Origin of the sequence: Saccharopolyspora rectivirgula DSM 43747 (genome assembly GCF_000497205.1) — a bacterium.
Lineage (GTDB): Bacteria > Actinomycetota > Actinomycetes > Mycobacteriales > Pseudonocardiaceae > Saccharopolyspora > Saccharopolyspora rectivirgula.
Map to the genome: position 1 here is coordinate 1 of NZ_AYJW01000078.1, position 15,522 is coordinate 15,522.

Below are 15,522 nucleotides of genomic sequence, written 5' to 3' on the forward strand. Positions count from 1 at the left end.
GGCGGCCACGGCCACCCGGTCGCGGACCCAGGTGGAGGAGTCGCGGGTGAACAGCAGGTTCGGCAGCGGCTCGATGGCGAAGTCGTGCGGGTGCTGCATCCGGCGCACCAGGGATTGGCCTTCGGCCGCGGGGAGTTCTTCGAAGGTCATGCCGGCGATCAGGATGTCCGCCAGCGTCTCGCGATCCACAGTAGACATGTGGGAGCGCAAGGTGTCCGCGAGGTCCGCGCCCACGCGCAATTCGTCCACGCTGGACAGAACGGCGGCGGTGCGGGCGCGTTCGTCCGCCAGGGCCTCGATCAGCAGGTCGCGCAGCAGCAGCACCTCGACCCCGCGGCTGCGCAGCAGTTCGGCGAACGCGTCGTGCTCCTCCTGGGCGCGGGTCACCCAGGGGATCCCGTCGAACAGCAGTTGGTCGTTGTTGCGCGGGGTGAGCCGCTTCAGTTCGGTTCCCGGGCGGTGCAGCAGGACCGCCCGCAAGGTGCCGACCTCGCTGTTGACATGTGGCGCAGTCACGGCCTCAGAGTAGCTGCTGCTGATGGAAAAAGCCCTTGATCAGCGCTGCTTTTGATGTTTCATTGCGCGATCGGGCCGTGGGTCGGCGGTTCGTTGCGCATCAGGGTAACCAACCGACCTCGTCGGCGAGGAGGGCGTAACCGACGAAGGCGACCACGTCGATCAGCGCGTGGCCGACGACCAACGGCCACAGCCGGTTGGTGCGCTGCCAGTAGCGCCCGTACACCAACCCCATCACCGCGTTGCCGACGAAGCCGCCGAACCCCTGGTAGAGGTGGTAGCTGCCGCGCAGCACGGCCGACAGCCACAGCGCGCGGTTCTCCCGCCAACCCAACTGCCGCAACCGGGTCAGCAGGTAGGCCACCACCAGGGCCTCTTCGGCGAACGAATTGGCGAACGCCGACAGCACCAGCACCGGGCCCCGCCACCACGACTCCGCCAAAGTGGACGGTTGGACGGCGAGGTTCAGCCCCAGGGCGTGGGCGGCGAGGTAGAACAGCAGCCCCGGGATCCCGATCAGCGCGGCCAGCCCGACGCCGCGGAGGAGGTCCCGTGCCGGACGGGAGCGGTCCAAGCCGATCCGGGGCAGGGCGACCCCGCTGCGCCACAGCAGGAAGATCCCGAGCGCGCCCCACGCGAGCAGCCGCGCCGCGTTCACCAGCTGCCGCAGCATGTCCAGCAACCCCAGCTGGGCCTGCGGCGCGTTGATGGCCACCTGCTGCTCGGCCAGCGACTGCGGGCTCAGCAGCGCGTCCAGCAGGGACAGCAGGCTCTGCAGGCCGGCCAGCCCGAAGGTGATCGTCAGGACGACCAGCAGCTCGACCAGGATGGCCTTGCGTTCCCGCGGGTCCGTCACGGTCGCCGGATCAGCCGGCCGCACCGGGGCCAGCCACGCGCGCAGAGTGTCGGTCACGGCACCGAACCGTACCCGCAGTGGAGCCGTCGCCGGTTCAGCTCGTGCGCTGCTGCGCCAAGAACGGGCACCCCACCAGCCGGCGCAGTTCGCCGGCCAGGTCCTTGGTGGTCAACGCCGGGCGGGAGAAGGCCAGCCGCACGTCGTGGTCCCCCTCCGACGACTCCACCCGCAGCCGCAACCCGTACTTGTCCAGGCCGAGCGGGCGGATGTGCCCGCCGCGCAGCTGCTCCGGGACGTGCCGGCTCAACAGTCCCACGACGTCCCGGTGCGTCAGCTCCAGGTGGCGCAGCCAGGTGTCCTCCAACAGGCAGAACGGGTCCGGCTCGGCTTCGCGGAAGGCGTCCGGTTCCACCGGTTCGCTGCCTTCGGCGTCGGCCAGCACCAGGGAAGCGGTCTGCAACCGCAGCAGGCTGGCGCCGTGCCCGGCGTCCAGCAGGCGGCTGTCCGGCCGCTCCTCGGCCACCTGCAGCGCCTGCTGCCGGGCCTCCTGCCCGGTCAGCAGCTGCAGCCAGCCGGTGAGCCAGAGCAGTCCGCGAACCGGCTCCCGCAGCCGGACCGGTGTCGGGTCGGCGACTTCCAGGACCGCGGTGAGCTCGCCGTGCGGCGCTTGCCAGGCGGCTGCGACCAGCGGGTGCTCGTCCGCCAGCAGCACGGTGGCGGTGCCGTCGGGGTGGACGTGGTGCAGCAGGGGCACGATGCGTGCCGAGGTCTCCCCGGAGGGCAGCAGGGCTGCCCGGCCGCCGCGCTTGGCGATCGTTCTGGCGCGTTCCGCCGGTGTAGGGGTCGCGGGTCGGCGTGTTGTCGTATCGCCCACTGCTCACCTCCCGACTTAGGTAAGCCTAACTTAGACGGTCCGGCAGCGGAAGTTATTTTTCGTCCTACCAGCTCACCCGGTTTCCTGTCCGCTGAACCGCCGGGTTGTCCCGGGGTGTGGCGCGCACGGCGGACGGTCGGGAGATGATGGAGAGCACAGCCGGTACAGGAGGTGCGGATGAACTCAGCGACCGCTCGCAACCAGGGCACCTTTGTCCACTCGCCGGCCCGGCATTAGCGTGTCTGCCGTGTCAAGCGCTGTTGAGCTACGCGCGCCTGGACCGCGCGGAATACCGCCTCTCTTCGCACGACTGATCGACGACGCGTCGCTGTTCCCCCCGGGGAAGGCGTCGGTGTCCGAAGCAGTAGCGGACCAGCTCGAAGCTCGAGCGGGCCAGTATTCCGGGCTGTTGGGGCCCATGCTGTGCCAGGCTTCGCGGCTGCCCGAGCTGATCACCGAGCTGGCCAAGGCCAAGCCGGCGGCTCCGGTGCCGCTGTCGCTGGTGTGCGACAGCGGTCTGGGGGGCGTGCCCAAGGCCCTGTCCATCATCGAAGGGCGGCAGGAGCTGCTCGAGCTGCGCATGGTGGAGATGCCGGCCCCCTCGGACGTCGACAGCATCTGGTTGGAACGGGTCTCGGAGTTCGTCCCCGAAGACGTGATCCGCGTCGTCGAGCCGCGCCGCGGCGAGGGCTGGCTGGACGGCGTCCGGCGGGTCGCCGAGCACGGCTGCTGGCCCAAACTGCGCTGCGCCGGCCAAACCGCCGAATCGATCCCCTCGGTCGAGGTGATCAACGACTTCCTCGTGGTGGCCAGTAGCCTGAACGTGCCGTTCAAGGCCACCACCGGCTTGCACACCGCGGTGCGCAGCACCGATCCGGAAACCGGGTTCACCCACCACGGTTTCCTCAACCTGCTGGTCGCCACCGCCCGCTGCCTGTCCGGCAAGGACGTGCGAGCCGCGCTGGCCAGCACCGACGCGGAAGAACTCGCCGAAGAGGCCCGTTCGCTCTCCGACGACGCGGCCCGCGCGGTGCGCGACGTCTTCGCCTCCTACGGGGCGTGCTCGCTGAAATCCCCGGTCGCCGAACTGGAGGAATTGGCACTGCTGTGAGCTGGATCGAGGACCCCGAGTTCGCCACCGGCAAGCCGTTCGGGCCGCAGACCCTGCCCTACGGAGTGCTGGTGACCGGTAGCGGTCCAGTCGTCGCCGTCCGGGTTGGCCGCCACGCGCTCCCGCTGCGCGGCATCGCCGACCGGCTCGGCCCGAGACTGGCGGAACTCGTCGTCGGGGACTCGCTCGATCCGCTGCTGGCGGCTGGCCGCAGCCACTGGCAGGAACTGCGGGAGCGGCTCACCGAGCTGGTCACCACCACCCGCGCCCCGGCCGGTGCGGAACTGGTGCGCATCGACTGGCACACCTCGGTGCTGCCGTTCTCGGTCGCCGACTACTTCAACTTCTTCTCCTCCCGCCACCACGCCCAGAACATGGGGCGGCTCATGCGGCGGGGCAGCAGATCGCTGCCGGAGAACTGGACCCACCTGCCAGTGGCCCACCACGGGCGGGCCGGCACCGTCTGCGTCTCCGGAACCGACATCCGGCGGCCGAGCGGCCAGCGCAAGTCGTCCGGCGACATGAGCCCGAACTTCGGGCCGACCCGGCGGCTCGACTTCGGCGCGGAGGTCGGCTTCGTGTGCGGCGGAGAACCGGCCGCGGAAATACCCACCGCGGAGTTCGCCGAGCACGTGTTCGGGGTGGTCCTGGTCAACAACTGGACGGCCCGGGACATCCAGCTGTGGGAGTCCCAGCCGTTCGGGCCGTTCCTCGGAACTTCCTTCGCCACGTCGATCAGCGGTTGGATCACCCCGCTGGAGGCGCTCGAGCACGCCCGCGTCCCGGTGCCGGACCCGCCGCACCCGCTGCACAGCTACTTGGTGGAATCCGAACCGTGGGGTCTCGATCTGCGGTTGGAGGTGTGGTGCAACGAGACGCTGCTGTCCACTCCGCAGTTCAAGGGCATGGCGTGGTCGCCGGCGCAGCAGCTGGCGCACTTGACCGTGAACGGAGCGCCGGTGCGACCAGGTGATCTGTTCGCTTCCGGCACGGTGTCCGGACCGGAGCGGGACCAGCGCGGCAGCTTGCTGGAGATGACCTGGGGCGGCACCGAGTCGATCGCCTTGAACGACGGCGAGCAGCGCACCTTCCTGCAGGACGGTGATCGCGTCACCCTGACCGGCACCGCTCCCGGGCCGGGCGGCTCGGTGGTGGGGCTGGCGGACGTCGCGGGCACCGTTCTGGCCACGAGCCGGAGGTGACGCATGGCCGGAACCACAGTCGAGCCGGTGCTGGCGGCCGGCAAATCGCGGCAGTCCACCAGCAAGGAGAGCTCGCTGACCCTGGAGCGGGCGTTGAGCCTGCTGCAGGCGGTGGCCGACGCCGACGCCGAAGCGCTCTCCATCAGCGAGCTCGCCGCCGCGGTCGGGGTCAGCCGCGCCGCCGTCTACCGGTTGCTCGGACCGCTGCAGAACCGCGGGTTGATCCGACGGGAAGGCTCCAAGGTGCGGCTCGGCCTGGGGGTGCTGTGGTTGGCCGGGCGAGTGCTCCCGCAGCTGCGCTCGGCGTCGCTGCCGGCGCTGCGGGCGCTGGCGGAGCGGACCGGTGCCACGGTGCACCTGACGGTGGCCGACGGGGCGGAAGCGCAGGCGGTCGCGGTGGCCGAACCGTCGTGGACGGCCTGCCACGTCTCCTACCGGGTCGGCACCCGCCACCCCCTGCACCTGGGGGCCGCGGGCCGGGCGGTGGACCTGCCGGAGAACGGGCCGCCCTGGATCACCACCCGGGGAGATCTGCTGCCGGGCACGTTCACCCTGGCGGCGCCGATCCGCGGCGTGCCGGGGCTGCGGGCCAGCGTCGGGGTGGTGGCGCTGCAGCCGATCGCGCCGGACGAGGTGGGGCCGCTGGTGCTGCGGACCGCGGAGGCGATCGCTGCGGCGCTGCGCTGACCTACCCCTGGCCGGGTTGCGGGCGCGCCACCATCACCGGGCACTCCGCGTGGTGGATCAGGGCTTGGCTGGTGGAGCCGAGCAGCATTCCGCGGAACCCGCCCCGGCCTCGACTGCCGACCACCACGAGCTGGGCTTCCCGGGAGCGCTCCAGCAGCTGGTGGCGAGGCCGGTCCCGCTCCACGGCCCGGTGCACCTCGACGTCCGGGTAGTGCTCCTGCCAGCCGGCCAGCCGTTCAGCGAGGACGCGGTGCGCCTCCTGCTCGACGGTGCCGTGCTCGAAGGAGGTGGGGACCAGGTACGGCCCCAGGTGCTCGACGTCGATCCAGGAGTGCACGGCGACGAGGGAGGTGCCGCGCCAGGACGCTTCGGCGAAGGCGTGCGCCAGGGCTTCCTCGCTGAGCTGGCTGCCGTCCACGCCGACCACCACCGGCCCCTCGTCCGGCACGACCCCGCGCCGGGGCCGGACGATCAGCACCGGGCACTTGGCGTGCGCGGAGACGGCGGTGGTGGTGGAGCCGAGCAGCATGTTGCTGAACGCGCCGAGCCCGGACTGGCCCAGCACCATCAGGGAAGCCTCGGCGGACTTCTCCACCAGCACGTCGACCGCCGGCCGGTCCTGCAGGTCGGTGCTGACCAGGTCCCCGGCCGTCTTCCGGGCTCGTTCGGCGACGGTGTCGAGCATGTGCTCGGCTTCGGCGAGCTGCGCGTCGTGGATGCTCGCCCAGCCGATCGGGTCCGGCCCGTAGAAGACGCTGCTGTACCCGGCCGCGTGCACGATGTGCAGCTCGGTCCGGCGGTGGTGCGCTGCGGCCGCCGCCCAGTCCAGGGCGAGTTTCGCGGTGTCCGAGCCGTCGAAGCCGACCACGATGGGCTTGCCCGAGTGAGCTGTGCTCATCACCGATCACCTTGGACCTTTCCGGTTCGCCGACGGCTTGGAGCGCCGCTGGCTCGGTGCGGCGAGTCCTCCGCCCACGGAGTTCCCGTTCCGGCGCGGTTGGAATGCCGTGTCGGCGAACAACGCCCGGTCAGGTGCTGCAGCACCCCGTGTCGCGCATGGGCGATTTGCGCTTCCCGGGGTCCCGTGCGCGGTGCGGGTTAACCCACCGAGGGGCTCCGGGCGCTCTCCGGCACTGGCCGTCACCCCGGTGCGGCTCCCGGTCGTCGTGCGAGCGGTGCCGGGCCGAGCTGAACGCGCCTGGAAAGGGCGCTGGTTCACGCGGTGCACCGGCGAAAGCGGTGTCCGCGCGCGGAAAACCCCGGCCGGGGGACGGGGCGCGGAACGCGGCGGCGGAATCCTCACGCACCGCGGTGGGACGACCGGCGAAGAACCCGGCGGGGGAGCGCTCGGGCTTGCTTCAGACGGGGTTAAGGGCTTAGGTCACCGGTTGCTGGTCTGGACAACTCGAGGTGATCTGATGCGAAGAACCAGAATCGGAGGTGCTCTCTTCGGTGGCTTGCTGATGCTCACCGCATCCACGGCGGTGCCGGCAACCACTGCCGGAGCATCCGAAGAACCCCGTTGCGAGCGCGGCCCTGATTGGGAACTGTCCACAACTGAATACGACAACGCGTACACGCGGCACGCCTTCGTCGGGAACGGATACCTCTCGCAGCGCGTGCCACCGGCGGGGACCGGGTACGTCGCCACCGGCGAAGAAACCGGTTTTCCGCTGGAAACCCCGCGTTTCGACGGGGCTTTCATGGCCGGGGTGTACAGCGTGGCCCCGACCGCTCAAACACCGGTGCCCCGGCACGCGATCGCGGCGATTCCGACGTGGTCCACCCTGTCCGTCACGGTGGGCGAGCACACGTACTCGCCGCAAACACCGCCCGAGCAGATCTCCAACTACCGGCAGAGCCTGAACGTCCACTGCGGAATCCTGCGCACTTCGCTCACCTGGACCCCGGAGAACGGCAAGGCGACCGACCTGGTCTACGAGATCATCGCCGACCGCAACAATCCGCACGTCGGTGCGGTGCGGGTGGAGATCACCCCGCACTGGGACGGCCAGCTGTCCGTCACCGACGCCTTGGACGGCGCCGGAGCGCGGCGGATGCAGCCGAACGGCGGCGGTGCTGACCAACGGACGGTGCACGTCGGTTTCCGGACGGACGGGGTCGGTGCCACCGGGACCGTGGCCTCCACCCTGGAACCCGGGGCCGAAGTGGACGTCGAGTCGCGGCAGCACCGCGTCGACGGGCTGACCGCCGAGCAGACCGTCGGCTTCTCCGTCGAACGGGGCGAGACCTACGAGCTGGCGAAGTTCGTCGGCGCCGACACCACACCGGCCGCCGTCGAGCACTCCAAGGAAGCCGCGGAACGCGGTTGGGAGGACCTGTTCGCCGCGCACGCCCGCAGCTGGCAGCGCCTGTGGGCCAGCGACGTCCGGGTCCCGGGGCGGCTCGACCTGCAGCAGGCGCTGCGCTCCACCCGCTACGCGGTGCTCTCCAGCATTCGCGAGGGCCAGTGGTTCAGCATCCCGCCAGCCGGGTTGAGCAGCGACAACTACGCCGGCTTGATCTTCTGGGACGCCGAGCTGTGGATCTACCCGAGCCTGCTGCTGTGGCACCCGGAACTGGCCAAGCCCGTGGTGGACTACCGGGAGAAGACCCTGCCCGCGGCGCGCCGCAACGCCAGCTCCACCGGGCAGCAGGGCGCCTTCTACCCGTGGACCAGCGCCGACACCGGTGACCTGCAGAACGACTGCCACAGCTGGGACCCGCCGCACTGCCTCACCCAGAACCACTTGCAGAGCGACATCGCGTTCGCCGCGTGGCAGTACTACCTGGCCACCGGCGACCGGCAGTGGCTGGCCGAGCACGGCTGGCCGGTGCTGAGCGGCATCGCCGAGTACTGGGCCGGGAGGGTCACCGCCAACCCGGACGGCAGCTACTCGATCAACGACGTCGCCGGGCCCGACGAGTACAGCAACGGCGTCGACGACGGGGTGTTCACCAACGCCGGGGCGGCCACCGCGCTGCGCATCGCCACCCGGGCGGCCGAGCTGATCGGCGAGCAGGCCCCCGCGGAGTGGGCCACCATCGCCGACCGGTTGCGCATCCCCTTCGACGAGCAGGAGCAGGTCTTCCTGCAGTACGACGGCTACGACGGGCACCTGATCAAGCAGGCCGACACCGTGCTGCTGCAGTACCCGCTGGAGTGGCCGATGAGCGACGAGGTGGCGGCCAACACCCTCGCCTACTACGCGCCGCGAACCGACCCGGACGGTCCGGCCATGACCGATGCGGTGCACGCGATCGACGCCGCCGAGATCGGTGAACCGGGCTGCGCCACCAACACCTACCTGAACCGCTCGATCCTGCCGTTCCTGGTGGAGCCGTTCGCCCAGTTCTCCGAAGCCCGCGGGGAACGAGCCGGCCAGGACGCGGGGGCGCCCGCGTTGAACTTCCTCACCGGAGGCGGCGGTTTCCAGCAGGTGTTCACCCACGGGCTGACCGGGCTCCGCCTGCGGGAGGACGGCGTGGAGCTGGACCCGGTGCTGCCGCCGCAGCTGTCCGAAGGCGTGGAGCTGACCGGACTGCACTGGCAGGGCAGGAGCTTCGACATCGAGATCGGCCCGGAGAGCACCGCACTGCACCTGCGGGACGGGGAACCGCTCACCGTGCACGCCCCGGACGGCGACCACCTGGTCAGCGAGTCGGCGCCGCTGACGCTGAAGACCCGGCGACCGGACCTGGCGCCGACCGACAACGTGGCGCGCTGCCAGCCCGCCACCGCCACCTCCGAGGAGCCCGGCATGTACGCCGAGGCCGCGGTGGACGGCAGCACGGCGACGATCTGGACGTTGGACGAGCAGAGCGGCTCGCTCACCGTGGACCTCGGTGAACCGCAGCGGGTTTCCCGCATCACCCCGGTCTTCAACGACGTGGCGCCGGTCTCCCACCGGGTGCTCGTGTCCGAGGACGGGGAGAACTTCACCGAAGTGCCGCAGGAGCTGCCGGAACCGCGAACGGCCCGCTACGTGCGCGTGGAGCTGACCGGTCCGGCGGACGCCGAGCAGCGCACCGGGCTGCGGGAGCTCGAAGTCCGGTGACCACCACCGGGAAGCGGGGTGAGCCTGGCCACCCGCTTCCCGGCCCCGCCGGGCGCGGCTGGGCGGACCACTAGGCTGCGGCACGGCTGCCAGCCGGGCAGCCGTGCCGAGGCCGCGCGATCGCGGCGGAGAGGTGGGGCAGCTGCGCGGTGAGGAGTGCGGTTTGACGCCCTCGTTCCAGGACGACGACTACCCGGCCGATCCGTACCCGGGGCTCCGACCGCCCGGGTCGTACGTGCACCTCGACGGCGCCGGTCACGAGCTCACCCCGACCCGGGGCGGATCCGGTTGGCAGGTGGCGACCGGCGCCGAGCTGGACGAGTGGTTGCGCGCGCACGGGGCTCCGCCGCTCACCGAGCGGTGCCCGGTGCTGGCCTACGGCAGCAACGCCAACCCGTCCAAGATCACGTGGTTGCGGCAGGAGCTGGGGCTGCGCGGCCCGGTGGTGGTGCTCGGTGCCACCTGCTGGGACATCTCCGCGGTGTGGTCCGCCGGCCGGCGAGCTCGGGACGGGCAGCGCCCCGCGGTGCTGGCCGCCGCACCGGGAGCGGTGGAGCGGCACGCGGTGTGGATGGCCACCCCCGAGCAGCGGCGGGTGCTGGACGTGTGCGAGGGGCGCGGCCAGCGGTACCGGCTGTGCTGGCTGCGGGCTCGGGTGAAGCTCGACGACGGGACCGAGCTGCCCCGGGTGCTGGCGTACACCGCGCACCCCGCGTCGATGGGGCCGGACACCCCCGAGCACGCCAACCGGGCACCGCTGCTGGTCGACGGACGGCCGGTCCCGGTGTCCGAGCTGCCGCAGCGGGAAGCGGCGCGGTTGTCCGGAGTTCCCGCCGTCGAGGACGGGCTGGACGTGGTCGAGGTCACCGGGGAACCGGAGCGGTGCTCCGCTCGTTGACGAGGACGAGGCGAGGTCCACGTGGGACGTCCGTTCGAGAAGCGTTGCCGGGCCGCGTTTCTTCCCGCCAGCACTGGCATCGGACGGGGGTTTTCCGTTAAGTTGGAGCGGTCTGCCGGCGCGGAGTAGCCTGCGCCACAGCGGTTTCCGGCGTCGTTCCGCCGATTTCCCGATCTTCCAGGACCAAAGTCCCGTGCTGCTAGGACCTTGGTCGGGGCTGCTCAGGGACTCCTTCCTCTCGAGATCCTTTCTGCGCCACCGGACGCTGGAAGCATGGACGTGCTGGACATCGCCCGGTGGCAGTTCGGCATCACGACGGTCTACCACTTCCTGATGGTCCCGTTGACCATCGGGCTCGCCGTGCTGGTGGCCGGGATGCAGACTGCCTGGTATCGCACAGGTAACCCGCGTTACCTGAAAATGACCAAGTTCTGGGGCAAATTGCTCCTGATCAACTTCGCCATGGGGGTGGTAACCGGGATAGTCCAGGAGTTCCAGTTCGGCATGGCCTGGAGCGCCTACTCCAGGTTCGTCGGTGACGTCTTCGGCGCACCGCTCGCCATGGAAGGCCTGATGGCTTTCTTCGTGGAGTCGACGTTCCTGGGCCTGTGGATCTTCGGGTGGGACCGGCTCTCCAAGGGCGTGCACCTGGCCTGCGCCTGGGCGTTCTCCCTGGCGACCATGGTTTCCGCGCTGTTCATCCTGGCGGCCAACTCGTGGATGCAGCACCCGGTCGGCGTGGAGATGGTGGACGGTCGTCCCCGGCTCACCTCGATCTGGGCGGTGCTGACCAACAACACCCTGCTGGCGGCGTTCCCGCACACCATCTTCGGTTGCTTCGCCGTCGCGGGTTCCTTCCTGATCGGCATCGCGGCTTGGCAGTTGTACCGCAACCACCGGAAGTCCGCCCCGGAGGACGAGGACCGGAAGGTCTGGCACACCTCGATGCGGCTCGGCGCTTGGGTGGGCCTGATCGCCTTCGCCGGTCTGGCCATCTCGGGTGACGTCCAGGGCAAGCTGATGTTCGACCAGCAGCCGATGAAGATGGCTTCGGCGGAAGCCCTCTGCCACACCGAGAAGCCGGCCAGCTTCTCGATCTTCGCCGTGGGCGACGTGGACCAGCCCAACTGCGAAGACGTGAAGAGCTTCACGGTCCCGTACGTCCTGTCCTACTTGGCCAACGGACACCTCGACAGCGAGGTGAAGGGCGTCCAGGACCTGGTGCCGGAGTACCAGGAGAAGTACGGCACGCACTACCCGGACCACCCCGATCTCGGGGTGTTCGCCGGGAAGCCGATCGACTACGTGCCGAACCTGCCGGTCACCTACTGGGGGTTCCGGTTGATGATCGGGTTCGGGGCGGTGTCGGCCGCGGGTGCTGCCGCCGTGCTGTGGCTGACCCGCAAGCAGCGCTTCCCGAACAACCCGTGGTGGACCCGGCTCGCGGTGGCCAGCATCGCCGCCCCGTTCTTGGCCAACATCGCCGGTTGGGTGTTCACCGAGATGGGCCGGCAGCCGTTCGTGGTGGTGCCGAACCCGAATCCGTCCGGTGTGGACGGGGTGTGGATGTTCACCGCCGCGGCCGTCTCGCGGGGTGTCACCGCGAACGAGATGCTCACCTCGGTCATCACGCTGACGGCCATCTACGGGGTGCTCGCCGTGGTGGAGATCTTCCTGATGGTCCGCTACGTGCGCGGCGGAATCGCCGGGGTGATGCCACCGGAGCCGCCGGACAAGAAGGATTCCGACGACGAAGCCCTGTCCTTCGCCTACTGAAGGAAGGTCCATGATGGATTTGGCCACGTTCTGGTTCCTGGTGATAGCCCTGTTCTGGTTGGGCTCCCTGTTTCTCGAGGGCTTCGACTTCGGTGTCGGGATGCTGCTGCCGTTCCTGGGCCGCACCGACACCGAGCGGCGAGTCATGATCAACACGATCGGGCCGGTCTGGGACGGCAACGAGGTCTGGCTGATCGTGGCCGGCGGTGCCACCTTCGCGGCCTTCCCCGGCTGGTACGCCTCCCTGTTCAGCAGCGCCTACATCCCGCTGCTGGTGCTGCTGCTGGCGCTGATCGGGCGCGGGGTGGCGTTCGAGTACCGCGGCAAGGTCAACAGCGACCGGTGGCGCAAGCTCTGGGACGCCGCGATCGTCGCCGGCTCGTGGGTGGCCCCGCTGATGGTCGGGCTGGTGCTGTCGGCCAGCGTGTTCGGCCTCCCGCTGGACGCCAACGGGGACCGGGTCGGCAGCTGGACCACGATCTTCAGCGTCCCCACCATCATCGGCGCGTTGGCGGTCACCGGGTTCTCGCTGCTGCACGGTGCGGTCTTCCTCGCGCTGAAGACCGAAGGCGAGATCCGGCACCGGGCCCGCCGGTTCGCGCTGGTGGCCGGGCTCCCACTGCTGCTGCCGGCCGTCGCGCTGCTGCTGATCGCCCAGTTCACCGGTGGGGACAGCTGGACCTGGGTCCCGTTGGTCATCGCGCTCGCCGCGGCCCTGACCGGGCTGTTCCGGTTGGCCCGCGGCCGGGAGGGCCAGGCCTTCGCGCTGCAGGCGATCACCATCACCGCGGTGGTGGTGACGCTCTTCGGCGTGCTGTGGCCGAACGTCCTCCCGTCCACATTGAATCCTGAGTGGTCGCTGGGAGTGGCGGAAACCGCGTCCAGCCCGTACACGCTGAAGGTGATGACCTTCGTGGCGGCGCTGGGGGCTCCCGCGGTGCTGGCCTACCAGGGGTGGACCTACTGGGTGTTCCGCAAGCGGATCGGCACCAAGCACATCCCGGCGGCGCACGCACCATCCGGTTCCGGTCACTGAAACCAGCCGCGACGCGGGCCGGTCACCACCTCGACCGGCCCGCACACCCCGGGAGGATGCGATGACACCGCTAGGAGCACTGCCCCGACTGTCCTCCGCGGCCCGCCGCGCACTGGTCGTCTCCGGCCTGCTGTCCGCGGGCAACGCGGTGGCGCTGGTCGTGCAGGCCTGGGCGCTGGGCACCGCCCTGGCCCGGGTGGTGACCGAAGGCGTGCAGCCCGCCGAGCTCAGCCGCCACCTGGTGGTGCTGGCCGCCGCGGTGCTGGCCCGGGCGGTGCTCGGCTGGGCCACGGAAGCGGTGTCCGCCCGGGCGGCGGCGGGCGCCAAGGAAGAGCTCCGCGCCCTGCTGCTGGACTCGGCGCTGCGCCGCGGACCGGAGTGGATCCAGCAGCGCGGCGCCGCCGAGCTGACCACGATCGCCACCAAGGGCCTGGACTCGCTGGACGCCTACTTCACCAAGTACCTGCCGGCGCTGGTGACCGCGGGAGTGGTGCCGCCGCTGGTCGGCGCCTGGATCCTGTTCTCCGACTGGCCGTCCGCGGTGACGATCCTGCTGACCGTCCCGCTCATCCCGCTGTTCGCCTGGCTGGTCGGCAAGTACACCGAGCAGCGGACCGCCAAGGCCACCGACGCCGTGCAGCGGTTGTCCGGCCAGCTGCTGGAGCTGATCCGCGCCCTGCCGGTGCTCACCGCTTTCGGCCGGGCCCGCGCCCAGGGGCAGGTGGTGCAGCGGGTCAGCGACGACCACCGGCGGGCCGCCATCGCCACGCTGCGGATCGCCTTCCTCTCCGCCCTCGTGCTGGAACTGCTCTCCTCGCTCTCGGTCGCCCTGGTGGCCGTCAGCATCGGGCTGCGCCTGGTGGAGGGGAACCTGACGCTGGCCACCGGACTGGTGGTGCTGATCCTGGCCCCGGAGTGCTACCTGCCGCTGCGGGCGGCCGGGGCCGCCCACCACGCCAGCGAAGACGGGGTGGAAGCGGTGCGCCGGGTGGACGAGATCGTCCGGGAAGCCGAGCAGACCCGGCGGTCCGGTGCCGAACCGGCCGAGCCGGCCGAGGTCGTGCTGGAGGTGGAGCAGCTGCGGGTGCGGCGGCGCGAGAAGTGCGCCCCCGACGGGTTGACGTTCACCGCCCGCCCCGGCGAGATCGTCCGGCTGGAAGGCTTCAACGGCATCGGGCCGAGCGGCAGCGGCAAGTCCACCACCTTCTCGGTGCTGCTCGGTTTCACCGCGCCGGAGAGCGGCCAGGTGCGCTGCGGCGGGACCGACATCAGCCGGTTCGACCCGGCCAGCTGGCGGCGGTTGATCGCCTGGGTGCCGCAGCGGCCCGCGTTCACCGGCGGAACCGTGCGCGAGGAACTGCTGGTCGCGCTCGCCGACCAGCCGCCCGTGCCGGAAGCGGCGATCGACGAGGTGCTGGCGGAGGTCGGTGCCGGCCACCTGCGGGACCGCCGGATCGACGGGCTGTCCACGGGGGAGCGCCAGCGGGTCGCGGTGGCGCGGGCGCTGCTGCGGCTGCGCGGCGCGGCGAAACTGCTGCTGCTCGACGAGCCCACCGCGCACCTGGACCCGGCCACCGCGCACCGGGTCAACACCGCCGTCGAGCGGGCCGCGGCCGCCGGGGCCACCGTCGTGCTGGCCAGCCACCGGCCGCAGGACGCCGAGCCGCGTCCGGGACCGGCGGTCGCGGACGCGGTCGGAGAGCTGCAGGAGCAGACCGGCGCCGGCACCCGCATCCGTGACCTGCTCGACTGGCGGGCCTGGAGCGGGATCGGCCTGGGCGCGCTGTCCCTGCTGTCCGGGCTGGCGCTGACCGCGGTCGCCGCCTGGCTGATCGCGAAGGCCTCCCAGCAGCCGCCGGTGCTGTCGCTGACGGTGGCGGCCGTGGGGGTGCGCACCTTCGCGCTGTCCCGGGCGGTGCTGCGCTACCTGGAGCGGCTGGTCACCCACGACGCCGCCTTCCGGAACTCCACCGCGCTGCGCGGCCGGCTGTGGAACGCCCTGCTGCGGCTGGGGCCGGTGCGCGCCGCCGGGCTGCGCCGGGGCGAGGGGATCGCCCGGCTGGTCGATGACGTGGACGCCATCCGGGACCTGGTGCCCCGGGTGCTGTTCCCGCCGGTCGTGGCGGCGGTGGTGGTGCTCGCCGCGATCGTCGTGCAGACCGCGGTGCTCCCGGAGGCCGGGCTGGTGCTGGCCGCAGCGTTGGTGGCGGCCGGCCTGCTCAGCCCGCTGGCCGCGGTGGTCGCCGAGCGGCGGGCCACCGCCGCGGTGGCCGAAGGACGCCGGCGGGTCGCCGCGGACGTGTTCGCCCTGCTGGACGGCGCGGCCGAACTGCTGGCGTTCGGGGCGCACCGCGCGCACCGGGACCGGCTGGCCGCGGCCGACCGGGAACTCGCCGGCCGCGCCCGCCGCGCGGCTTCCGGCGCGGGCGTGGCCAGCGCGGTCATCGTCCTGTGCACCGGGTTGGCGGTGCTGGGCAGCACCTACCTGGGCGCGGCGGCGGTGGCCGA

Annotated in this window: 12 protein-coding genes; 8 read left to right on the plus strand and 4 right to left on the minus strand. The window is 71.3% G+C overall.

Annotated features, from left to right (window positions below; all coding sequences use genetic code 11):
- The 3 genes from SREC43747_RS0116985 to SREC43747_RS0116995 form a co-directional block, all read right to left on the minus strand.
- Positions 1-516 (minus strand): arginine deiminase family protein (locus tag SREC43747_RS0116985; RefSeq protein ID WP_029722531.1); only part of this gene is annotated, 516 nt, incomplete at its 3' end.
- A 100-nt stretch (positions 517-616) separates the two neighbouring features.
- Positions 617-1,429 carry a CPBP family intramembrane glutamic endopeptidase gene (locus SREC43747_RS0116990; protein WP_029722532.1) on the minus strand — a complete coding sequence of 271 codons (813 nt, stop codon included), beginning with the start codon at positions 1,427-1,429 and terminating at the stop codon, positions 617-619.
- 37 nt (positions 1,430-1,466) lie between these two features.
- On the minus strand, positions 1,467-2,246 hold the full coding sequence (locus tag SREC43747_RS0116995) for a DUF2470 domain-containing protein (RefSeq protein WP_029722533.1): 780 nt from the start codon (positions 2,244-2,246) through the stop codon (positions 1,467-1,469).
- Between the two features lie 247 nt (positions 2,247-2,493).
- On the opposite strand from SREC43747_RS0116995, the gene SREC43747_RS0117000 reads away from it, so the two are divergent.
- Genes SREC43747_RS0117000 through SREC43747_RS0117010 form a run of 3 tightly spaced genes read left to right on the plus strand, consistent with a single transcriptional unit; the run spans position 2,494 to position 5,246 of the window.
- Positions 2,494-3,357: a hypothetical protein gene (locus SREC43747_RS0117000; protein ID WP_269077928.1), complete on the plus strand. Its 864-nt coding sequence runs from the start codon at positions 2,494-2,496 to the stop codon at positions 3,355-3,357.
- Positions 3,354-4,559: a fumarylacetoacetate hydrolase family protein gene (locus tag SREC43747_RS0117005; RefSeq protein ID WP_029722535.1), complete on the plus strand. Its 1,206-nt coding sequence runs from the start codon at positions 3,354-3,356 to the stop codon at positions 4,557-4,559. The genes SREC43747_RS0117000 and SREC43747_RS0117005 overlap by 4 nt, the downstream gene beginning before the upstream one ends.
- A gap of 3 nt (positions 4,560-4,562) precedes the next feature.
- A complete protein-coding gene (locus SREC43747_RS0117010; RefSeq protein ID WP_029722536.1) occupies positions 4,563-5,246 on the plus strand; it encodes an IclR family transcriptional regulator in 684 nt (227 codons plus the stop codon).
- A gap of 1 nt (position 5,247) precedes the next feature.
- On the opposite strand, the gene SREC43747_RS0117015 is transcribed toward SREC43747_RS0117010, so the two are convergent.
- Entirely contained in the window at positions 5,248-6,144 is an 897-nt protein-coding gene (locus SREC43747_RS0117015; protein WP_029722537.1) for a universal stress protein, read from the minus strand.
- Between the two features lie 520 nt (positions 6,145-6,664).
- Here SREC43747_RS0117015 and SREC43747_RS0117020 point away from each other — a divergent pair.
- The 5 genes from SREC43747_RS0117020 to cydD form a co-directional block, all read left to right on the plus strand.
- Positions 6,665-9,304 carry a discoidin domain-containing protein gene (locus SREC43747_RS0117020; RefSeq protein ID WP_029722538.1) on the plus strand — a complete coding sequence of 880 codons (2,640 nt, stop codon included), beginning with the start codon at positions 6,665-6,667 and terminating at the stop codon, positions 9,302-9,304.
- A gap of 163 nt (positions 9,305-9,467) precedes the next feature.
- Complete coding sequence (locus SREC43747_RS0117025; RefSeq protein WP_037332411.1) at positions 9,468-10,202, plus strand: hypothetical protein; 735 nt, start codon at positions 9,468-9,470, stop codon at positions 10,200-10,202.
- A gap of 273 nt (positions 10,203-10,475) precedes the next feature.
- Positions 10,476-11,978, plus strand: a complete 1,503-nt coding sequence (locus tag SREC43747_RS0117030; RefSeq protein ID WP_029722540.1) for a cytochrome ubiquinol oxidase subunit I — start codon at positions 10,476-10,478, stop codon at positions 11,976-11,978.
- Between the two features lie 13 nt (positions 11,979-11,991).
- Positions 11,992-13,014 (plus strand): cytochrome d ubiquinol oxidase subunit II, encoded by a 1,023-nt coding sequence (gene cydB / locus SREC43747_RS0117035; RefSeq protein ID WP_029722541.1) that lies wholly within the window; start codon positions 11,992-11,994, stop codon positions 13,012-13,014.
- 61 nt (positions 13,015-13,075) lie between these two features.
- Positions 13,076-15,522, plus strand: a 2,447-nt coding sequence (gene cydD / locus SREC43747_RS0117040) for a thiol reductant ABC exporter subunit CydD (protein ID WP_037332409.1), incomplete at its 3' end; no start/stop codon positions are given.